General features: G+C 45.8%; 21 protein-coding genes. 1 reads left to right on the top strand and 20 read right to left on the bottom strand.

Features of this window, described 5'->3' with window-relative positions; genetic code table 11:
- Positions 1-126 precede the first annotated feature (126 nt).
- Positions 127-702 carry an occludin gene (locus I2F54_RS04795; RefSeq protein ID WP_195500628.1) on the top strand — a complete coding sequence of 192 codons (576 nt, stop codon included), beginning with the start codon at positions 127-129 and terminating at the stop codon, positions 700-702.
- Here the strand turns inward: I2F54_RS04795 and I2F54_RS04800 are convergent.
- The 20 genes from I2F54_RS04800 to I2F54_RS04895 all read right to left on the bottom strand — a co-directional run bounded on the left by I2F54_RS04800 (position 699) and on the right by I2F54_RS04895 (position 20,140).
- The gene (locus tag I2F54_RS04800; RefSeq protein WP_195500629.1) at positions 699-2,906 is read right to left on the bottom strand and encodes an AAA family ATPase; all 2,208 of its coding nucleotides are present in this window, start codon (positions 2,904-2,906) and stop codon (positions 699-701) included. The two genes, I2F54_RS04795 and I2F54_RS04800, sit on opposite strands and share 4 nt — an antisense overlap.
- A 143-nt stretch (positions 2,907-3,049) precedes the next feature.
- Positions 3,050-3,934 (bottom strand): F0F1 ATP synthase subunit gamma, encoded by an 885-nt coding sequence (locus tag I2F54_RS04805; RefSeq protein ID WP_009121023.1) that lies wholly within the window; start codon positions 3,932-3,934, stop codon positions 3,050-3,052.
- Between the two features lie 62 nt (positions 3,935-3,996).
- Positions 3,997-5,580 (bottom strand): F0F1 ATP synthase subunit alpha, encoded by a 1,584-nt coding sequence (gene atpA / locus I2F54_RS04810; RefSeq protein WP_087412039.1) that lies wholly within the window; start codon positions 5,578-5,580, stop codon positions 3,997-3,999.
- A 131-nt stretch (positions 5,581-5,711) separates the two neighbouring features.
- Positions 5,712-6,272 carry a F0F1 ATP synthase subunit delta gene (locus I2F54_RS04815; RefSeq protein WP_022218828.1) on the bottom strand — a complete coding sequence of 187 codons (561 nt, stop codon included), beginning with the start codon at positions 6,270-6,272 and terminating at the stop codon, positions 5,712-5,714.
- Positions 6,273-6,291: 19 nt separating this feature from the next.
- Positions 6,292-6,792, bottom strand: coding sequence for a F0F1 ATP synthase subunit B (gene atpF / locus I2F54_RS04820; protein WP_022218827.1), 501 nt, complete (start codon positions 6,790-6,792; stop codon positions 6,292-6,294).
- A gap of 12 nt (positions 6,793-6,804) precedes the next feature.
- The gene (atpE, locus tag I2F54_RS04825) at positions 6,805-7,062 is read right to left on the bottom strand and encodes an ATP synthase F0 subunit C (RefSeq protein WP_005829122.1); all 258 of its coding nucleotides are present in this window, start codon (positions 7,060-7,062) and stop codon (positions 6,805-6,807) included.
- Positions 7,063-7,122: 60 nt separating this feature from the next.
- Entirely contained in the window at positions 7,123-8,292 is a 1,170-nt protein-coding gene (gene atpB, locus I2F54_RS04830) for a F0F1 ATP synthase subunit A (protein ID WP_087426033.1), read from the bottom strand.
- Positions 8,276-8,701: a hypothetical protein gene (locus I2F54_RS04835; protein ID WP_022218825.1), complete on the bottom strand. Its 426-nt coding sequence runs from the start codon at positions 8,699-8,701 to the stop codon at positions 8,276-8,278. The genes atpB and I2F54_RS04835 overlap by 17 nt, the downstream gene beginning before the upstream one ends.
- A gap of 34 nt (positions 8,702-8,735) precedes the next feature.
- Positions 8,736-8,981, bottom strand: a complete 246-nt coding sequence (gene atpC / locus I2F54_RS04840) for an ATP synthase F1 subunit epsilon (RefSeq protein ID WP_009121030.1) — start codon at positions 8,979-8,981, stop codon at positions 8,736-8,738.
- 32 nt (positions 8,982-9,013) lie between these two features.
- Positions 9,014-10,534 carry a F0F1 ATP synthase subunit beta gene (gene atpD / locus I2F54_RS04845; protein ID WP_009121031.1) on the bottom strand — a complete coding sequence of 507 codons (1,521 nt, stop codon included), beginning with the start codon at positions 10,532-10,534 and terminating at the stop codon, positions 9,014-9,016.
- 476 nt (positions 10,535-11,010) lie between these two features.
- Complete coding sequence (locus tag I2F54_RS04850) at positions 11,011-11,244, bottom strand: YecH family metal-binding protein (RefSeq protein WP_022218822.1); 234 nt, start codon at positions 11,242-11,244, stop codon at positions 11,011-11,013.
- Between the two features lie 305 nt (positions 11,245-11,549).
- Positions 11,550-12,584 carry a UDP-glucose 4-epimerase GalE gene (galE, locus tag I2F54_RS04855; protein ID WP_009121033.1) on the bottom strand — a complete coding sequence of 345 codons (1,035 nt, stop codon included), beginning with the start codon at positions 12,582-12,584 and terminating at the stop codon, positions 11,550-11,552.
- A gap of 216 nt (positions 12,585-12,800) precedes the next feature.
- On the bottom strand, positions 12,801-13,379 hold the full coding sequence (gene rsxA, locus I2F54_RS04860) for an electron transport complex subunit RsxA (RefSeq protein WP_009121034.1): 579 nt from the start codon (positions 13,377-13,379) through the stop codon (positions 12,801-12,803).
- Between the two features lie 28 nt (positions 13,380-13,407).
- Positions 13,408-13,992, bottom strand: a complete 585-nt coding sequence (gene rsxE / locus I2F54_RS04865; protein ID WP_022218821.1) for an electron transport complex subunit RsxE — start codon at positions 13,990-13,992, stop codon at positions 13,408-13,410.
- 15 nt (positions 13,993-14,007) lie between these two features.
- Complete coding sequence (locus tag I2F54_RS04870; protein ID WP_009121036.1) at positions 14,008-14,694, bottom strand: RnfABCDGE type electron transport complex subunit G; 687 nt, start codon at positions 14,692-14,694, stop codon at positions 14,008-14,010.
- Positions 14,691-15,683 carry an RnfABCDGE type electron transport complex subunit D gene (locus I2F54_RS04875; protein ID WP_009121037.1) on the bottom strand — a complete coding sequence of 331 codons (993 nt, stop codon included), beginning with the start codon at positions 15,681-15,683 and terminating at the stop codon, positions 14,691-14,693. Before I2F54_RS04875 ends, I2F54_RS04870 begins: the two co-directional genes overlap by 4 nt.
- A gap of 23 nt (positions 15,684-15,706) precedes the next feature.
- Positions 15,707-17,044 carry an electron transport complex subunit RsxC gene (gene rsxC / locus I2F54_RS04880; protein ID WP_087411892.1) on the bottom strand — a complete coding sequence of 446 codons (1,338 nt, stop codon included), beginning with the start codon at positions 17,042-17,044 and terminating at the stop codon, positions 15,707-15,709.
- A 38-nt stretch (positions 17,045-17,082) separates the two neighbouring features.
- Complete coding sequence (locus I2F54_RS04885) at positions 17,083-18,048, bottom strand: Fe-S cluster domain-containing protein (protein WP_022218819.1); 966 nt, start codon at positions 18,046-18,048, stop codon at positions 17,083-17,085.
- A 38-nt stretch (positions 18,049-18,086) separates the two neighbouring features.
- Positions 18,087-18,506, bottom strand: a complete 420-nt coding sequence (locus I2F54_RS04890; RefSeq protein ID WP_009121040.1) for a SoxR reducing system RseC family protein — start codon at positions 18,504-18,506, stop codon at positions 18,087-18,089.
- A gap of 203 nt (positions 18,507-18,709) precedes the next feature.
- Entirely contained in the window at positions 18,710-20,140 is a 1,431-nt protein-coding gene (locus tag I2F54_RS04895; RefSeq protein WP_009121041.1) for a DUF3078 domain-containing protein, read from the bottom strand.
- Positions 20,141-20,225 lie beyond the last annotated feature (85 nt).

Genomic DNA, 20,225 nt, shown 5'->3' on the forward strand with positions numbered 1-20,225 from the left:
CTTAAAGAAATTTCGAAGAATGACCGGAAAGGTTTATCTTTGTAATCGGGAGACGGGGAATTAAAGAATGAAGGAGCGAAACCGCCGGATTGGTGAGAGCTCCATTAAGAATAGTTGAATGGAACAATGAAACGAGTTTGCTTTTTTATCATCGCACTGCTTGTAAGCATCGCTTCGCTATATGCCCAAAGCGAAGTGAAGGGCGACAGCGTACGCTCCATGCCCGACGGTACTCCGCCCGATGGCGTATTCCTGCCCGAAACAAAGAATTACAACGGCTTTCTTTTGGATATGAGCCTGATGAAAATGGAAGCTCCCCGCCTGCCTGAGTTTACGCTGGAAATACCGGACGCAAGCAAGGATTACAGCAGCATATTCCGTCTTAATCCGGACGTTACCTACTCGCAAGGGCTTTCGAATGTATTCTCACTGACCAATTCCACCGTTTACAGCATGAATCCGTTCGGGCTGACCGGATTCTGGTCGTCACCGGAGAATCTGCAGATGGGCAGCTTCAAACTGAAAAACGGTATGCGTATCAATACCTATGGCGAATATGACAAAGACGGCTGGAAAGTTCCCAACCGCTCGGCGCTGCCATGGGAGAAGAACAACTTCAAGGGCGCATTCGAGATGAAATCTTCCAACGGAGCGTTCGGCATACGCATCGAAGTGCAGCAAGGTAACAGAAGCCCGTTCTAAAGCATGAGTTCCGGCTCTGTCAATCCTTTTTCCTTGCGGTATCCATGTACCATTTCCAAAATAATATCCCCGTATTTTTCCACTCCTTTCTTTCCGAAATAAGGGATGCGGACAAGCATGGCTTTATCGGCGGGCAGCAGGTTGCTGATGCCTAAAATGGCTTTTTGTTGGATAACCGTATAGACGGGCAGCCCCAGCCGGGACGCTTCCGAGTTTCTCCATGCCACCAGCCGGTCGTAAAGTTCGGGATGTAACACGTCCGAAGGAACTTGAACAGCAGGTGTAGCCGATTCTTTCTTTTTCCGTTCCCGTATATTCTTCTCCACCGCATCCAACAGTCCTCTTCGTTTCAGGTCTTCTTTACCGGAGAGAGCGGAGTCACCGATGGAGAGTATCGCTTTCTGCCTTAAATATTCGGCTGTACGGAATCCGTGCGCTATGACGTAAGCCAAGAGGTCGTCTTTCAGCAAGAAAAGGGTGTTCAGCTCTTCTTTCGCGGTATTCAACTGTTTCTTCAGTTCCTTGTTGTCCGTGGCAAGAACCCGTTCTTTTATCAATACGAGATACTGAGGCTCCATTTCTTTTTTGAAGTAGCCGGCTCCCGCAGCAATCCGTTCCTGCAATGTTTCGTCCGTAGCATAGTTCTGCACGGCGTCAATCAGACGGTTGTATTGCATACCGAACTTCTGCGCCACTATCACCACCTTCTCGTGAAAACGTTCCGCTTCTGCCTTGTATGCTGCCAACTGCTTGGGATAGAGTTTATAAAGATGCTCGTCAATCAGGCGTACATAGCGCTGAAGCGATTGCTCCAACGGCCGGAAATCGAATAGTCCCGACAACAGTTCATGGAAATAGGTTCGCTGCAACGAATGGAAGCGGTCTTCATCCGGTTCGTTTCTGCGTGCTTCTTCCGTAAAGCGGTCTACCGCCCGGTCGCTGATGACGGCTTTTGCGGAAAGCGGGGCGCTAAGCACCAAACCTTCCAATGTCTTGCAACGGCTCAGAGCCACATACGTCTGTCCGTGCGCAAAGGATGAGCTGGCGTCGATAATGGCGCGTTCAAACGTAAGTCCCTGGCTTTTATGAATCGTAATGGCCCATGCCAGTTTCAAAGGGAACTGCCGGAAAGTACCTTCAATATCTTCCACAATCTCCTTGCTTTCCTCGTCCAATACATATTTTGCGTTTGCCCACTCCTCTTCTTGCAGCAGGAAGGCAGCGGTGCTATCTTTGGCACGCACTTCGATGCTGTCGGCGGAAAGGTCGGTGATTTCACCGATCATGCCGTTATAGTAGCGGTGCTCGCCGGACGAGTCGTTCTTTACAAACATCACCTGAGCGCCTTTTTTCAGCTCCAGGAGTTCGTCCGTGGGATATGAATACTCGGGAAACTTTCCGTCAATCGTGGCACGAAAAGCGTAAGAACGTCCCGGAAGCTGTTCCAGTTCGTAATTGTTGATGCGCTGCGCCTGGTAGTTATGGGTGACCAGACGGATATAACCCTCTTCCTTCCGGGGTTGGAAATCGGGAAGATAGCGACGGTTCAGGGCTTCCAGGACTTGAGGGTCGCAATGATTCTCGCGAATGCGGTTCAGTAAGTCCAAGAAAGCTCCGTCACTCTGCCTGTATACGGTTTTAAGTTCGATAGTGCAGTATTCCGTCTGCTTCAGCGCGCGGCTGGAGAAAAAATAGGGAGTATCGTAATACTTCTTCAGCATCTGCCATTCCTCGTCCTTCACTACGGGAGCCAACTGCTGCAAATCGCCAATCATCAATAGTTGCACACCGCCAAACGGCTTGTGACGGTCGCGGTAACGGCGGAGCATTTCATCTACCGCATCCAACAGGTCGGCACGCACCATACTGATTTCATCAATCACCAGCAGGTCCATACTGCGTATGATATTGATTTTCTCCTTACCGAAACGGAAACGATAGGTTGCCTGTCCATTCGTACTGAACGAGCTTTCGGGCACATAAGGCGCGAACGGAATCTGAAAGAACGAATGGATTGTTACACCGCCGGCATTGATGGCCGCGATACCGGTCGGCGCGATAACGACCATGCGCTTAGGACTTTCCCGCTTGAGTTTACGTAAGAAGGTTGTTTTACCGGTTCCGGCCTTACCGGTCAGAAAAAGATGAGTGCCTGTATTTTCAATGAACTGCCATGCAAGCGCTAATTCAGAGTTTTGCTCCATTATTCCTTTCAGTTTGTTGTAACAGGTGGTAAAGGTAGCACAAATAAATAAAGGAAAGGGGATGTTGGCGGAATGTTTTTTATGATAGGAAAAGAGGATGTACCGAAAGCGCTTCGGTACATCCTCTTATTCCTATGCAAAACTTATTTCAGGCTGCCGCCGATTATATCCAGCAATTCATTCGTAATCGCCTGTTGGCGACTCTTGTTATACTGCTTCGTCAGGTCCTGAATCAACTCGTTGGCATTGTCCGTAGCGGCCTGCATGGCAAGCATACGGGCTGCATGTTCGGAAGTATTCGAGTCCAGCAGAACCGTATAAATCTTCTGGCTCAATACTTTAGGAAGAAGGTCGGCTATCAACCGGGCTGCGGAAGGCTCTACAATATAATCATTATTGAAGTTGCTCTTTCCGGCGGTTTCCGTCGCTTCTTCGGCCACCTTATCCAAGTTGATAGGCAGATACTTATCTCTCGTCAGGATTTGCGACCCGGTAGATTTGAAATGATGATAAATCAGCTCTACCTTGTCGATGCGTCCCTCCAGAAACTCTTTCATCAAGAGTCCGGCAAGCTCGTAAGCCTGCACATACGAAGGTTTGTCGGCCATTTCCTGATAGCTGCCTTGCGGCTCGTATCCCAACTTCTTTACGGCTTCTTCCACCTTCTTGCCTACGGGATACAGCAAGATGTTCTCTTTGCCCAACGATTTATAGTCTTCCAGTGTGCGCTCCAGCATCTTCGCCACGTTGGAATTGAAAGCGCCGCATAAGGACGAATTGGACGAGAACGCCACAATCGCCACTTTCTCTACCGGACGTTCCTCGGTATAGGGTGACTCTATCGTAGCATCCGTACTCAAGAAGTTTGTCAGAATCTCATTCAGCTTCCGTTGATAAGGTAGCATATTCTCAATCCGCCCCTGCGCCTTATGCAGTTTGGCAGATGCTACCATCTTCATCGCCGAGGTTATCTGACGCGTACTCTTGACGGAGCTTATTCTATTTTTTACCTCTTTCAGTGAAGCCATTTCATATAGTGATTAGGGGTTGGTGATTGGCGATTAGTCGTTGTTGAATGCCTGACCGCCATCTACATAAATTGCTTGGCTGTCTTTGCCGCCGTTTCTTCTATCTTCTTGCAGACATTATCATCAATGACACCCGTCTTCAATACATCGAGCACTTCCATCTGATAATCTCTTTCAAGGAATTCGAGGAAACTGCGTTCAAACTCGCTCACTTTGTCCAAAGGCACGTCTTTCAACAAACCATGCGTACCGCAATAAAGAATGGCAATCTGCTTCTCTACGGGCATCGGGCTATACTGAGGCTGTACCAGCAAACGGGTATTCTTTTGCCCTTTGTCGATAGTCAGCGCAGTAACAGGGTCCATATCACCGCTGAATTTGGTAAACGCTTCCAGTTCGCGATACTGAGCCTGGTCTATCTTCAATGTACCCGCAACCTTCTTCATCGCCTTAATCTGGGCATTACCGCCTACACGGCTCACGGAGATACCTACGTCGATAGCCGGACGGTTACCCTGGTTGAAGAGGTTGGTGTCGAGGAATATCTGTCCGTCGGTAATGGAGATTACGTTTGTAGGAATGTAAGCCGACACGTCACCGGCCTGCGTTTCGATAATAGGAAGCGCCGTTAATGAGCCGCCGCCTTTTACTCTGCCTTTCAGGCTTTCGGGCAGGTCGTTCATCTCGCGCGCCACCTCTTCCTGGCTGATAATCTTTGCCGCACGCTCCAACAGACGGGAATGCAGGTAGAAGATATCACCCGGATATGCCTCACGTCCCGACGGACGGCGCAAAATCAAGGAAACCTCACGATAGGCTACCGCCTGCTTGGACAAGTCGTCATAAACCACCAGCGCATGACGGCCGGTATCACGGAAATACTCACCGATTGCAGCGCCGGCAAACGGAGCATAATACTGCAATGCAGCCGGATCGCCTGCCGTAGCAGCCACAACGATGGTGTAATCCATCGCACCGTTTTCACGCAATGTGTTTACGATGGATGCTACCGTAGAGCCTTTCTGACCGATGGCTACGTAGATACAGTACACAGGATCGCCCGCTTCATAGTTGGCACGCTGGTTTATGATAGTATCGATGGCAATCGCAGTCTTACCCGTCTGGCGGTCGCCGATAATCAACTCACGCTGCCCTCGGCCGATAGGAATCATGGCATCGACAGCTTTCAAGCCGGTTTGCAACGGCTGGTTTACCGGCTGGCGGAAAATAACGCCCGGAGCCTTACGTTCCAACGGCATCTCACAAAGCTCGCCGCCTATCAGGCCTTTGCCGTCCAACGGTGCGCCCAACGGGTCGATAACGCGTCCCAACATACCCTCTCCCACCATGATGGAAGCAATACGCTTGGTACGTTTCACCACGAATCCTTCCTTGATTTTATCCGTAGGGCCTAATAATACGGCACCCACGTTGTCTTCTTCAAGGTTCATCACGATGGCTTTGATACCGTTGTCAAATTCCAGCAACTCGTTTGCTTCGGCATTGCGCAATCCGTAGATACGTGCCACGCCATCGCTGACTTGCAGTACCGTACCGATTTCATCCAGTTGCACGCGGGTGTCGATGCCTTCCAACTGTTTGCGCAGAATATCGGAGACTTCGCTTACTTTTATATTTTCAGACAACATTTTAGTATTTACTATTTAACGATTTACTATTTTACTTTCTGAAGAAACGAATCATATACCGCTTTTGACCTCTTACAACTTACCCGTCACAATGCTAAATAATAAATTGCAAATTGTCAAATCGTAAATCACACGATTCTTCTGTTCTTATCAATGAACTGTTGTTTCACTCTCTTTAGCTGAGTAGCAATACTGGCATCCAGACGGAAATCGTTGACGTCGAATATAAATCCGCCTTCAATAGATGGGTCGACATCTGTCTGTAACTCCATTTCGGCATGTAGCAGATGGGAAGCGCTGTTTCGGATACGTTCCCAAATCTCATGGCTTACGGGTACGGCGGTCGTCAGTTTCGCAATCCCGATATGCCTGCTCTTTCTGTATAAATCCAGATAGCTCAGACAAATATATTGCAGAAACGCCTCACGCCTGTTTCTTAATACCAGCGTAATGAAACGGGCCAACTCACGCTCGGCAGGAGCATCCCCCACGGCCGCGGTACAGATAAGCGAGAATTTCTCCCGTACCGACAGTACCGGATTCTCCAATGCCGTACGCAAATCAGGATGTTTCTCGAAACTCCGGCTCAACGTACGCATTTCAGTATATAGTCTGTCTTCCGTACCCGTGCTCTTGGCATACTCCATAAGAGCCTTTGCATATCGCATCGAAACAATTCCTATATCCATTTCTTCTAAAGATTAATGATTAGTGATTGGGCGTCAGCATCTCATCCAGCATACGGTCAATCATTTCCATCTGGTCTTGCTTTTCGTCCAGATTACGACGGATAATCTTCTCCGCAATATCTACCGATAGTACAGCAACCTGACGGCGAATATCGCGGATAGCTTCTTCCTTCTCTTGCTGAATCTGCTGTTTTACATCATCCAGTTCCTTCTGCGCAACGGCTTCCGCATGTTTACGCGCTTCGACAATAATCTTGTCACGCTCGTGCATTGCTTCCCGCATGATGCGTCCCTGCTCCTTGTTCGCGGCAGCAATCAGCGCTTCACTCTCCTCTTTCAGTTTGGCGAGCTGGGCGTTTGCCTGACGTGCCACTTCCAGCGACTGGTCTATGTAGGTCCTACGGCCTTCCACCATTTTAGTAATGACGGGAAAGCCGTACTTGGCCAATATCACAAAAACCACGCCGAATGAAAGGAGCATCCAGAACAGCAGACCACTATCAGGTAATAACAATGACATAATTTTATCTTTTTATAAGAAGAATACCAACAGACACACAACAACTGCCAACAATGCGACACCTTCAATCAAGGCGGCGGCAATAATCATGTTCATACGAATATCTCCCGATGCTTCCGGTTGGCGTGCGATGGCTTCCATGGCGGAACCGCCAATCTTACCGATACCTACACCTGCGCCGATAACAGCTAAACCAGCACCAATGGCTGCACCCAATTTACTAACTCCAACACCTGCCGCAGCAGCTTGCAATAATACAGATAGTAACATAACTTTCAGTTTTTAAATTGTTATTCTATTAATGTTTATTTTCTCGATTTTATCACTCCATCACTTTATAGCCTTCTCCTCCGCTTTCTCTTTGTGTTCCTCTTGCGCCAGACCGATGAACACGGCCGACAGCATCGTAAACACATAGGCCTGGATAAAGGCTACCAATAATTCCAATGCGTTCATAAAGATATTAAACAGCACCGAAGCCACCGTTAATGTCCCGTTCAAAGCAGGTCCCATACTCGCCGATATGAATATCAAACAAGTCAGCACCAGCATTGCCATGTGTCCCGCCAGCATATTGGCAAAAAGACGTATCATCAGAGCAAACGGCTTCGTAAAGATTCCGAAGAATTCTATGAACGGCATCATGGGTACAGGCACTTTCAACCACCAGGGTACATCCGGCCAAAAAATGTCTTTCCAATATGTTTTGGTTCCAAAAATATTGACGGCAAGGAACGTACAGACAGCCAGGACCATCGTAATGGCAATGTTTCCGGTGACATTCGCCCCGCCCGGGAAGATAGGAATCAATCCCATGAGGTTATTTATGAAGATAAAGAAAAACGCTGTCAGCAGGTAAGGGGCAAACTTACGGTACTTTGGTCCCACACAACTCTTTATAATGTCGTCGTTCACCATCATAATGAACATCTCCATAAATCCTATGAAACCGCCCGGCGCCGCACTGCCTTGAGGATGCTTGCGATACCATTGGGCCACGCTCAGAATAATGATAAGCAATAAGACGCTATTGATAAGCAATGCCAACGTAACTTTCGTAATGGATATATCCCAAGGACGCACCTCATTACCTGCGGCATCGTATTCCACCAATTTTCCCTCGTACTTACTGCCTTCCGGAGCGATAGACAACCCCTCGTAGCTTCCGCCGTTTTCTTCCAAACGGGAAGAAAGGAAAGTGTGCCATCCTGTTGTACTGCTATATACAATGACAGGCAACGGAATGATAACATGCGTTTCCCCAAAAGCTGTAATATGCCATTCGTACGAATCGCCAATATGCCCGAATACGATTTCCTTTACATTCACCGTATTCTTCTCTTGCTCTGCAGAGGTTACATCATCACGTTGGGCTATACTGTCGAGTTCGGCCGCAAGTCCATTTTGTGCAACAGGAATACTGTCGGCCTGCACAGAGGCGGATAACAATAATCCCCACACCAGCAACACCCCGGTTAGTATGTTACGCAATTGTTTCATTTTTTTGTTTCATTTTCTTTTTCAACTTCCGGTTAGCTTCAAAAGTGAAGAAAAACCAAGAGTCATAAATCAAATATATCAGATAGTTCGCGATAAACGTCAGCAGGAATTCTTTCGCTTCTTCACGCACGGCAACGCAATATACCAGCATCACAATGATAGAAGCAAGCATTCGCATAACGCGCATCAACAGGTATATCTGCAACATCCGCCCCGGCATCCGGTGACGGCAGCTTTCGACCATGCTTATCATAAACACGCCGAAAACCAAGAAGAAAATCGGTATCAACGGATAACCGCCAAAATAGTGATGCGGGAATACCGAATAATAAGCCCAACCGCCTATACCGCCTACCAATACCGTTAAGAGCGCTACCTGCCACAAATAATTTCGTTTTGTAATACTCACATCGATTCAATTTAAGGTTCAAAATCAAAAGGGGTCAGTCTACGCAAACCGAAACTTTGTTGCCGTTCATCTCCACAAAACCGCCATGAATATCCTGCACATGCTCTTCTCCGTCTTTTGTTACATAAGCCAGTGTACCGGCTTTGAGCGAAGACACGATGGGCGCATGTTGCGACAAAATAGTAAACGAACCAAGCGTACCCGGCAATGTAACACTGTCGACCTCGCCATTGAAGATTTCCTTATCCGGCGATACAATATCCAAATGCAGTCCCTTCATTTTTTTAGTCTATTGAAATTTAAATATTCAAACTACTTCTTTGCCTGTTCCAGCAACTTCTTACCTTTCTCTATCGCTTCTTCAATAGTTCCGACATTCAGGAAAGCCGGTTCGGGCAGATAGTCAACTTCACCGTCCAGAATCATCTTAAAGCCTTTGATGGTATCTTCGATAGAGACCATCGTACCGGGAACTCCGGTAAACTGTTCGGCTACGGCAAAAGGCTGGGACAAGAAACGCTGTACGCGACGAGCGCGATTTACCAATGTGCGGTCGGCATCCGAGAGTTCTTCCATACCGAGGATGGAAATAATATCCTGTAATTCTTTGTTGCGCTGAAGAATCTGCTTTACACGTTGAGCTACTTCATAGTGTTCCTGACCTACAATGTGCGGGTCGAGAATACGCGAGGTGGACTCCAACGGGTCGACAGCCGGATAAATACCGAGCTCGGTAATCTTACGGCTCAATACCGTTGTTGCGTCCAAATGCGTAAAGGTAGTGGCAGGCGCAGGGTCGGTCAAGTCGTCGGCAGGCACATAAACAGCCTGTACAGAAGTAATAGAACCGTTGCGCGTAGAAGTAATACGTTCTTGCATGGCCCCCATCTCCGTTGCCAGTGTCGGCTGATAACCTACGGCCGAAGGCATACGTCCCAACAATGCGGACACCTCGGAACCTGCTTGAGTGAAACGGAATATATTATCAATAAAGAACAATATATCGCGCGGGCCATTCGTCTCGGAACCCATATCACGGAAAGACTCGGCTACCGTCAGACCGGACAATGCAACAGACTGACGTGCACCCGGCGGTTCGTTCATCTGACCGAATATCAAGGAGACCTGCGATTTAGCCACTTCGTTATAATCAACTTTGGAAAGGTCCCAATGACCTTCTTCCATTCCTTTCTTGAATTCTTCGCCATAGCGGATCACACCGGATTCAATCATTTCCCTTAGCAGGTCGTTACCTTCACGGGTACGCTCTCCTACTCCGGCAAACACAGAAAAACCATTCTGTTTCTTGGCGATATTATTGATTAACTCCTGGATTAATACAGTCTTACCTACACCGGCGCCACCAAACAAACCAATCTTACCGCCCTTACTGTATGGTTCCAGCAAGTCGATAACCTTGATACCCGTATAGAGAACTTCCTGTACGGTAGTCAAATCTTCAAATTTAGGGGGTTCGCGGTGAATGGGATAAGCGCCGGCACGATCCAATTCTTTCATTCCGTCGATAGAGTCGCCCACAACGTTCATCAAGCGGCCTTTGATTTGTTCTCCTATCGGCATGGTGATAGGTCCGCCTAACGGGTAAACTTTCATACCTCTCTGTAAACCGTCCGTACTATCCATAGCTACGGTTCTCACGGTGTTTTCACCAATGTGCTGTTGTACTTCCACAATCAGTCTCTTACCGTGGTTCTTTTTTATTTCCAGCGCGTCGTGAATGCTTGGCAGCATCAGTTCTGCCTCTGTACCTTCAAAATAGACGTCTACAACAGGTCCGATAACCTGAGAGATATGTCCAACAATCTGTGACATAAGCAATCTTTTTATATTCTGTTTTCTTAATTATTATCCAGTAAAGTTGTAAGTCGTCGCGTAAATCTTCTACCAGCCATGTCGCGTCCTTCATCATCCAATTTCACTTGCTCTCTTAACATTTGCGTCAGGCTATTTGTTCATTTAAAATAGTTACATAAACAACCTCGCAAATGTATAAACAAATCACGTCTAATTGTTCTCCTTAAAAGCTTTTTTTCTATAAATTATACGATTTTGAACGATTTATACTACAATAGGAACAATTTGTTCCATATACAATAACGTTGGTTAACAATTAGTAATGCACCTAATTATAAAAAACAGTTAATTGCGCCTCATATTCCACCAATAAATATCGGCGAACAAGATTCTAAGTTTATTTCAAAAAGAAACTTGGCATAAGAAATACATGTATATTTCTTATGCCAAGTACAAATATATTCAATTCCGTATGGGAAGAATATTCAAGATAATCAATGATTGCAGACCTTGGTAATATCTACCGTAAATCCATTGCCGGCAGGCATAAACTTACCTTTCATTTTAAGAAATTCAATGAGAGTATCGATGTCCATATTATCAGCCGAACAAGCATAGAACCGCTGTTCTTTACCGAACTTGCGAACGATCGCTTCTTTTAACGACAATTCCGTATAACTGTTGCCTTCCATCATGTGAAGAACTTCATGAGCGTGTAACTGTTCCATAATCTTTTTTCTTGCAAAGATAAAACAAGGAAAAACTCCCGAGTGTAACAAATGTGACAAAACTAATGAAAAAAACAAAAAAATAAGCCCTGTCTCGCGACAAGGCTTATTCACAACACAAACACAAAATAAAACACGACAAAACTACTATGCAATCTTACCTGTCTATGCCGGGGAGGCATATGTACTAATTACGGATATTCACATATACATAAGCAGCTTCAGGCTGATTTGCATGTAATAAACAAATGCGGGGAAGCATTTGTTTATTTTCTATCTGTTAAAAAACACAAATCCGTTTATTCTTATTGAATACCTCTTTCACGAAGTTTCAACTGCCAATTCCATGCGGAACGTAAAGTATCTTCAATACCCTCTTCCGCTTTCCAGCCTAATTCATTGTTAGCCAGTTCAGGATTAGCCCATACTTTTTCAATATCTCCGGCACGACGGCCCACAATCTGATAATTCAACTTCACGCCGGTAGCCTTCTCAAACGCATTAATCAGCTCCAATACGGAAAGACCGCGTCCTGTACCGATATTGAATACTTCAACTTTCTCTTTCTGTTTCTTCTCCAAAATACGACGGATAGCTACGACATGAGCCTTTGCCAAATCCACCACATTAATGAAATCGCGGATACAAGAACCGTCAGGAGTATCATAATCATCACCGAACACACTCAGCTTCTCACGGATACCGATAGCAGTCTGAGTAAGATACGGTATCAAGTTCTGCGGCACACCGTTAGGCAATTCACCAAGCAATGCCGTAGGATGAGCGCCTATCGGATTGAAATAACGCAGCAAGATAGCATTGATAGGAGCGCCGGAAGCGACTGTATCACGAACAATCTCTTCGTTGATTTGCTTCGTATTTCCGTATGGGGATTCCGCCTTCTTTATAGGAGCTTCTTCCGTGACAGGAAGTTGGTCGGGCTGACCATATACAGTACAAGAAGAAGAGAATACAATACCCTCTACTCCATGTTTAGGCATCAGTTCGAGCAGATTTATCAAAGAAACCAAGTTGTTGCGGTAATACAGCAACGGCTTTTCCACAGACTCTCCCACAGCTTTGCTCGCTGCAAAATGAATAATTGCTTTGATACCTTTATATTTAGCGAACACAGCGTCAAGACCGGCATAATCCAAGCAATCCAATTTCTCAAATACGGGACGGATACCCGATACTTTTTCGATATTGTCTACAACATCTGCGCTGGAATTTGACAGATTATCAATAATAACAACTTCATAGCCTGCGTTTTGAAGTTCTACAACAGTATGAGAACCGATATAGCCGGTTCCGCCTGTAACCAAGATTTTCTCTTTCATATTAAATAGATAATTTAGCTTTTAGGTTATCACTAGGCCGCAAATGTAAGGAAATAAATTCATAAAGTATATACATGGCGGAGAAAAATTAGCGAAAGATTACTCCACCCTGACCGTGCGCGATAACTCCTCATATAAAAGACAAAGCGAAAGGGCTATCCTCTTCTTTTACAAAGAGAACAGCTCTTTCGCCTTATCTTGACTTCCAAGTATATCTTAGATTTTAACTACACCGGAGAAGCCCATAAATGCCATAGCCAGCAAACCGGCGGTAATCAAAGCTATCGGAGTTCCCTGCATGCCTTTCGGTATGTTTACCAAACTCATCTGTTCGCGTAAACCCGCAAAGAGTGTCAACGCCAAACCAAAGCCAAGGGCAGTGGAGAATGCGTAAACCACACCGGTCAGCAAATCGTAATCTTTCTGGATAACGAGAATAGCTACACCGAGAATACAACAGTTTGTCGTAATCAAAGGCAAGAACACACCTAAAGCCTGATATAAAGAAGGAGATACTTTTTTCAGGATAATTTCCACCATCTGCACCAATGCGGCAATCACAAGGATAAAGGTGATGGTTTGAAGATACCCTAAATCGAAAGCATCGAGCACATACTTCTGAATGAGGAACGTTACGATTGTTGCAATGGTAAGCACGAAAGCCACCGCTGCCGACATACCCAACGCCGTCTCCACTTTCTTGGACACACCCAGGAACGGACAAATACCCAAGAACTGCGACAACACAATGTTATTGACAAAGATTGCCGAGATAAATATCAATATATATTCCATAATATCAATTCTAATTATGAATTACAAACTACGCTTTCTTGAAGCTGTTAACCAACGCAATGAGGTATCCCAACGCAATAAATGCACCCGGAGCAAGTACAAACACCAACATTCCGTATTCTTCGGGAAGAATCGTAAGATTGAAAATCTTACCCGTGCCCAGAAATTCGCGAACAGCGCCCAGCAAAGTCAAACCTAAAGTAAAACCGAGTCCCATGCCCAAACCATCGAACATAGAAGCCACCGGACCGTTTTTGGCGGCAAAAGCTTCGGCACGTCCCAGCAGGATACAGTTTACCACAATCAACGGAATAAATAAGCCTAACGTCGCATACAATGCAGGAACATAAGCTTGCATTATCATCTGCAATAATGTTACGAATGATGCGATAACGACCACAAACGCAGGAATACGTACCATATCCGGAATAAGATTCTTAATCGCAGAAATTACCACATTGGAACATATCAGTACGAATGCCGTAGCCAAGCCCATACCCATACCGTTGATGGCAGATGAAGTAGTACCCAGTGTAGGACACATACCAAGCAGGAGCACAAACGTAGGATTCTCTTTAACAATCCCGTTCATCAATACTTTAAAATTATTCATATCTCTACTCCTTTCTTATTTAGCACTGACAGAATCAGTGAGTTCAACTTTAATGGTAGCTCCCGTAGCCGTATTGGTATCAGCGGCTTCTTCCACATTCTTTTGAGTAGCTCCCGTAGCTCCATCGGCTGTGTTTTGACCCGCATACGCAGCGTATGCAACATTTACAGCGTTCAGGAACGCACGTGAAGTAATGGTTGAAGCTGTAATAGCGTCTACTTTACCACCGTCTTTACTTACAGTCAGAGGAGCTTCACCGGGATTCATACCCGTAATATCTCCCTTGTTTCCTTTCTTAAACCAATCGGCAGCCTTGGAACCCAATCCCGGAGTTTCTACGTGCGACAGCAAGGAGTAATCGATAATCTTACCCTCAGCATCGAAACCGACCAGGACTTTCAGTTCACCGCCGAAGCCCATGGCTGCCGCTTCAACAGCCGCGCCAATGAATTTACCTTCTTTGGTGGCGGGATATACGGAGTATTCAACACCGTTAACCTCTTGGGCTTTCTTTTCCGCAATCGGATCATTGTCAAAACCGGGAACAACTGCACTGACTGCATCGCTCAAGGTCTTGGCATTGGCTTGCGCAATAGGTTCTTTTGTCAATTCGTTGACATAGGCCAGCAAGGCTACGGAAATAGCAGTAACTCCCGTAAGCACCAGCAACATATTCTTTAAGGATGATTCTAACTTTTTCATTTCTTCTTCGCTACCTCCCCAAAGCGTTTAGGTTTAACATACGTGTTAATCAGCGGAGTGAACGCATTCATAATCAGAATAGCGAACGACATACCTTCGGGATATGCACCGAACAGACGGATGATGACTGTCAGCAAACCGATACATACGCCGTAAATCAACATTCCCTTATGGCTCATCGGAGAAGTGACATAGTCCGTAGCCATGAAGATAGCACCCAGCATCAAACCACCGGACAGCAGTTGTATCACCGGAGACACATAGATTTCCGGATTAGTCCAATACATGATACCGGAAAAAACAAATACCGTAACCAAGATGGAAACAGGAATATGCCAGGTTATAATCTTTTTCCACAACATATAAGCCAATCCCAACAACAGAGCCAATGCGCTGACTTCGCCCAAACAACCGCCGTTATTACCGATCAGCAGGTCGAAAGATGCAGGAAGGTCGCTTAAAGACATTCCCGGAGCACCGCTGATTACACCTTTCATAATAGCCAACGGTGTAGCAGCCGTAGTGGCATCCGTATAAGCGGTCAACTGTCCCACGGCAGGCCATGTAGTCATCTGCACAGGGAATGACAGCAGCAAGAACACACGTCCTGCCAATGCCGGATTAAAAGGATTACAGCCCAGACCACCGAAAGACATCTTGCCTACGCCGATAGCAAACAATGCGCCTAAAATGATAATCCAGATAGGAAGATTGGAAGGCAGGTTGAAGGCCAGCAACACACCGGTGATAATGGCAGAGCCGTCACAGATAGTTGTGGTTTCTTTCTTCATCAGGAATTTGCCGATAGCCCATTCAAAGAACAAGCAGGCCGCTACGGAAGTAGCCGTAACAATCAGTGCGCCCAGTCCGAAAAAGTAAAGCGATACAAGAAATGCAGGAATCAATGCTATAAGCACGCCGTACATATTCTTCTTTACGCTGTCACCGCCGTGAACATGGGGCGAAAGGGATACGATTAATTTATTCATAAGATTATACTAAATTAATTCTTTCATTTTTTTACTTGACGTGCACGTATCATCGCTCCTACTTTTCCCTTACCTAAACGGATGTAGTCCAACATCGGACGGTTGGAAGGACAAGTGAACTGGCATGAGCCGCATTCGATACATGACATGATATCTTCTTTCTCTACTCTCTCAAAGTCTCCGTGAGCCGATACAGTAGCAAGCAAGTAGGGTTCCAGTCCCATCGGACAAGCACCTACGCATTTGGCGCAACGGATACACGGTTGTACCTCACCGCGCTTAGCCTCTTTATCGTTCATAATCAGAATACCGGAACTGCCTTTAGCTGTCGGCACATCGGTATTTACCAGAGCTTTACCCATCATCGGTCCACCGCCGATAACCTTACCCGTATCTTCGGGCAAACCGCCACAAGCATCAATCAGCTGCTTCATCGGCGTACCGATACGTGCCAGGAAGTTAGAGGGTTTGGACAAAGATTTACCGGTAACGGTAATAACGCGTTCAAACAGCGGCTTATTCTTCTGCACAGCCTGATATACGGCAAATGCGGTACCTACATTCTGCACCACAGCACCCGTAGAGATAGGCAATGCGCCAGCAGCAACCTGACGGCTGATAACAGCATCAATCAACTGTTTTTCACCGCCTTGCGGATATTGTACTTTCAAAGGAACAACCTCGATACCGGCATAACCGGCGGCTACTTTCGTCATCAACTGGATAGCATCGGGTTTATTGTTCTCGATACCGATAAATGCCTTGTTTACTTTAACGGCTTTCATCAAAATAGAAACACCTACCATTATTTCTTCGGCATGCTCCAGCATTAACTGATGGTCGGCGGTCAGATACGGTTCGCACTCTACGGCATTGATAATAACACATTCCGCCTTAAATGCAGGCGGTGGACACAATTTTACTTGTGTCGGGAAACAAGCGCCGCCCAAACCTACGATACCGGCGTCCGCAATCTTCTTCACGATTTCCTCGGCTGTGAGGTTACACTCTTTTACCAACGTATCGGTACGGTCGATGGATTCTTCCCACTCATCTCCCTCTACATCAATGAAGATAGCCGGTTTAGCGTATCCGCTGGCATCGACAACTGTGTCAATTTTAGCGACCTTTCCGCTGACAGACGAATGGATGGCTGCCGATACGAAGCCGCCGGGTTCGGCAATCTTTGTACCTACTTTCACAACATCACCTTTAGCTACGATAGGCTTTGCAGGAGCACCGATATGCTGGCTCAATAAGATAACGGCTTTTGCCGGAATCTCTGCCTTCACGATAGGCTGATGTGCTGAAAGTTTATTTTCGTGTGGATGAACTCCACCAATTGAAAATGTCTTCAACATACAATTCTGTATTTTTAGTCGTTTAATTTCTTTTAATATTATGCCTCTGCTTTCGGAGCTTCTGTTGCAGGAGCCTCAGGAGCTTTGGGGCTTTCCACCGTTTTCTTCGGAGCTTCCGCTACCTTCGTAGTAGCTTCTGCAGCCTTAGGAGCTACAACCGGAGTTTCCCCCTCTGCCTTTGGCTTACGCGGCGGGAAGTTCAGTGCTATAATTGTGCCCTGCGGACAAACTTCTTCGCACTTACGGCAAGATTTACACTTATTCGGGTCGATGTAGGCCAGATTATTTTCCAATGTAATTGCTTCGAACGGACATACTTTCACACACTTGCCGCAACCGATACAAGCTACGGTACAAGCCTTACGTGCCACAGCACCCTTATCCTTGTTTACACATTGTACATACACCCGGCGGGATTTCTTACCTTGCGGGCGGATTTCAATAATGTTTCTCGGACAAGCCTTAGCGCATGCGCCACAAGCAGTACATTTCGCTTCATCCACCTCCGGAAGTCCGGTTTCGGGATTCATGTGAATAGCATCGAACTGACAGGCAACCACACAGTCGCCACAGCCCAAGCAGCCAAAGCTGCAACCGGTTTCACCACCGTAAAGAGAAGATGCGATAGCACAACTCTTTGCGCCGTCATATTGATTGACGCGAGGACGGTTGGCGCATGTTCCGTTACATCTAACCACTGCAACCATCGGTTCGGCGGCGGCAGCATCCAATCCCAGGATTTCAGCAACCTTAGTCATAACGGGTTGTCCACCCACCGGACAAAGTTTACCTTCAAGCGAACCGGCCTTCACGCAAGCATCGGCAAATCCGCTACAACCCGGGTAACCACATCCACCGCAATTTGCTTGGGGAAGCACTTCGGCCACCTGTGCAATTCGCGGATCTTCATACACGGCAAATTTCTTGGAAGCTACATAAAGAATAGCCGCTGACACCAGCGCTATCGCTCCCAATGAAATTACTGCAATCAGAATTACATTCATAAATTAGTTGTTTATTAATTATTTGTTTTATGTATTAGTTAGTTCATGGGGCTTATTGAGAAAGAGAACTTCTTTCCCAACCGCGACTTGTTCAGCCACAATATATAATAATAAGGTATAAGGAGAGCCAACGAGCAAAGCGCCGAACCCAGCTCGTCATTCCATATAGCCATAAAGATAAAAAGGGAAAAGATTAAAACAAGGAAAGGTAGTATAAAGGCTAACAGAACCGCCATCACTCCCATCGATAATTCGCCGATAACCCATACACGGTCACCCGGCTGATAGGAAGATACGTTATCGTCTGTAACATCGATGAGCTTCTCTTTCGTATCGGCGGAACTGCAATGTCCTTTGATACTGCATGAAGCGCATGCCGAAGTTTGAATAATTCTCACTTGAAGATGAGAACCGTTTATGTTTTCCACAATACCCTGATGTTTTATAGTATTCGCCATTTTGCAAAGTGTGCATTACAAATCGCGGCAAATTTACGCATTATTTGCGAACTGCAAGGGATTAGATAACTTTTTCTGTGTGCGTAAACGTTCTTTTTCCTGATTTTAGTGATTTTTCTTGATTTTTTCTACCGGAAAAAGAAAAAGAGCGCTCCGTTGTCATCCAACGGAGCGCTCTTTTCAGCCGTTAACAATATATATGGTTACCATTTGTAATTGATACCAAAACTCAACAATTCCTTTACTTGGAAATAGCTGTCTCCTTCGGTCGGCTTGGCGCTATCATCAAAACGGGCATGAACATAGAGCTTGGTGGAAAGATAACGGTTCAACACAAAATTAACCGTATTTTCCCACTCGATACGCGTCCACTCATAACTGGTCTGGAAATCCAGCCGTGAGTCCAAAACAATGGAAGGGATGATAGTCCATGACAAAGTCGGTTGTATTTGAGAACCGAAATTGTGCTTGACGCATGTGCCCTCATCCAAACCAAACTTCACTTCATCCACATCTTTATTGCCTACATAGCGCAGCATATAAGTCAACGGAGCTATGAAAACAGATAAGTTGAACTTTTTCTTTTTCAATTTATAATCCATACCGATACTGGATGACCAATCCGCCGGAGCGAAGAATGCAGAAACCAGTTCCTCACTGTTTGCTTTATAACCATGGCAGAACTGCGTTTTAAATTCCGTAGAAACGGTATAGTACCATTTGGATGCAGCCTGAATACCCAATTTACTATAAATACGAAGCTGGTCGGTACTTACCAAATAATCGTGAAATTCATCGGAAGGCGCGGAGCTGAAACCTAATTTAGCGTCCAGCATATTCTCCCATTGAACCTTCTCTTTATCATTGTAATTGGCAAACAACTGCAAGTTGGCAAGCAAAGCGTTGGTACTTTCACCACCTTTGTACCAGTTATCGGAAATATAGTTTTGCGTAATCTGCAACGAACCGTTTCCGCCGGTCACCCACCAGTTAGGCTTCTGTATCACGACTTCAGCCTCTTCCTTCACTCCCACCATTTTCTCTTGGGCAAAAAGCTTTGCTACGGAAGGTTTGGAGGAAACTTCCTTTTCTATATTATCTTTGAACAATTTCTTCTTTTTAATCTCCTTTTCAGTCATTACCACTAAATCCGGACGATTGATATACGTACTCATCATCACACGATCCACAACCTTATTGGCATTCTCTTTCGACAAGAAGCTCAATGTATCGAAAGGCAAAAGCTCTTTTGTCAGGGCAGGTACCGTATCAGGTTTCTGAAAAGTCCAGTTGACCTGTGACATACGTTCCATCGGAGCATAATAATAAGTAGTGGGAACGAACATGCGGTAGTAATTCGGATTGTACGCGATGTAGCGTTCGGGAGTAGCCGGATCATTCAAATAATTCAGTACCCCGAAATACTTCTCATACAACACAGAGACCGTATCCAACCGATATCCATCATTGTAAGGTTTCAGCTTCAATATCCAGTTTTGACTCCAAATACCCGACAATGTATCCGCATTCTCCGTTACAGCCTGTTTCTTTATATTCTTTGCAGAATTCTGGGCTATCACCGGAAATGAAAGTAGTGCGGCAACCAATCCTATTAAAACGCGTCTATTCCTCATACTTTTTTCTTAAAATCTATATTTGAACGCAAAATTAAATCAAAATGTTCAGATAACAAAAGGTAGGAAGTGAAAGTTTATCAGA

It is taken from the genome of Bacteroides clarus (assembly GCF_015555825.1).
In the GTDB taxonomy this organism is placed as follows: Bacteria; Bacteroidota; Bacteroidia; order Bacteroidales; family Bacteroidaceae; genus Bacteroides; species Bacteroides clarus.

What these genes read in the sequence shown, in the direction of transcription:
- I2F54_RS04795 (WP_195500628.1), top strand. Translation starts at nt 127, where the DNA reads ATGAAACGAGTTTGCTTTTTTATCATCGCACTGCTTGTAAGCATCGCT.
- I2F54_RS04800 (WP_195500629.1), bottom strand. Translation starts at nt 2,906, where the DNA reads ATGGAGCAAAACTCTGAATTAGCGCTTGCATGGCAGTTCATTGAAAAT.
- I2F54_RS04805 (WP_009121023.1), bottom strand. Translation starts at nt 3,934, where the DNA reads ATGGCTTCACTGAAAGAGGTAAAAAATAGAATAAGCTCCGTCAAGAGT.
- I2F54_RS04815 (WP_022218828.1), bottom strand. Translation starts at nt 6,272, where the DNA reads ATGGATATAGGAATTGTTTCGATGCGATATGCAAAGGCTCTTATGGAG.
- atpF (WP_022218827.1), bottom strand. Translation starts at nt 6,792, where the DNA reads ATGTCATTGTTATTACCTGATAGTGGTCTGCTGTTCTGGATGCTCCTT.
- atpE (WP_005829122.1), bottom strand. Translation starts at nt 7,062, where the DNA reads ATGTTACTATCTGTATTATTGCAAGCTGCTGCGGCAGGTGTTGGAGTT.
- atpB (WP_087426033.1), bottom strand. Translation starts at nt 8,292, where the DNA reads ATGAAACAATTGCGTAACATACTAACCGGGGTGTTGCTGGTGTGGGGA.
- atpC (WP_009121030.1), bottom strand. Translation starts at nt 8,981, where the DNA reads ATGAAGGGACTGCATTTGGATATTGTATCGCCGGATAAGGAAATCTTC.
- atpD (WP_009121031.1), bottom strand. Translation starts at nt 10,534, where the DNA reads ATGTCACAGATTGTTGGACATATCTCTCAGGTTATCGGACCTGTTGTA.
- I2F54_RS04850 (WP_022218822.1), bottom strand. Translation starts at nt 11,244, where the DNA reads ATGGAACAGTTACACGCTCATGAAGTTCTTCACATGATGGAAGGCAAC.
- galE (WP_009121033.1), bottom strand. Translation starts at nt 12,584, where the DNA reads ATGAAAGAGAAAATCTTGGTTACAGGCGGAACCGGCTATATCGGTTCT.
- rsxA (WP_009121034.1), bottom strand. Translation starts at nt 13,379, where the DNA reads ATGGAATATATATTGATATTTATCTCGGCAATCTTTGTCAATAACATT.
- rsxE (WP_022218821.1), bottom strand. Translation starts at nt 13,992, where the DNA reads ATGAATAATTTTAAAGTATTGATGAACGGGATTGTTAAAGAGAATCCT.
- I2F54_RS04870 (WP_009121036.1), bottom strand. Translation starts at nt 14,694, where the DNA reads ATGAAAAAGTTAGAATCATCCTTAAAGAATATGTTGCTGGTGCTTACG.
- I2F54_RS04875 (WP_009121037.1), bottom strand. Translation starts at nt 15,683, where the DNA reads ATGAATAAATTAATCGTATCCCTTTCGCCCCATGTTCACGGCGGTGAC.
- rsxC (WP_087411892.1), bottom strand. Translation starts at nt 17,044, where the DNA reads ATGTTGAAGACATTTTCAATTGGTGGAGTTCATCCACACGAAAATAAA.
- I2F54_RS04885 (WP_022218819.1), bottom strand. Translation starts at nt 18,048, where the DNA reads ATGAATGTAATTCTGATTGCAGTAATTTCATTGGGAGCGATAGCGCTG.
- I2F54_RS04890 (WP_009121040.1), bottom strand. Translation starts at nt 18,506, where the DNA reads ATGGCGAATACTATAAAACATCAGGGTATTGTGGAAAACATAAACGGT.
- I2F54_RS04895 (WP_009121041.1), bottom strand. Translation starts at nt 20,140, where the DNA reads ATGAGGAATAGACGCGTTTTAATAGGATTGGTTGCCGCACTACTTTCA.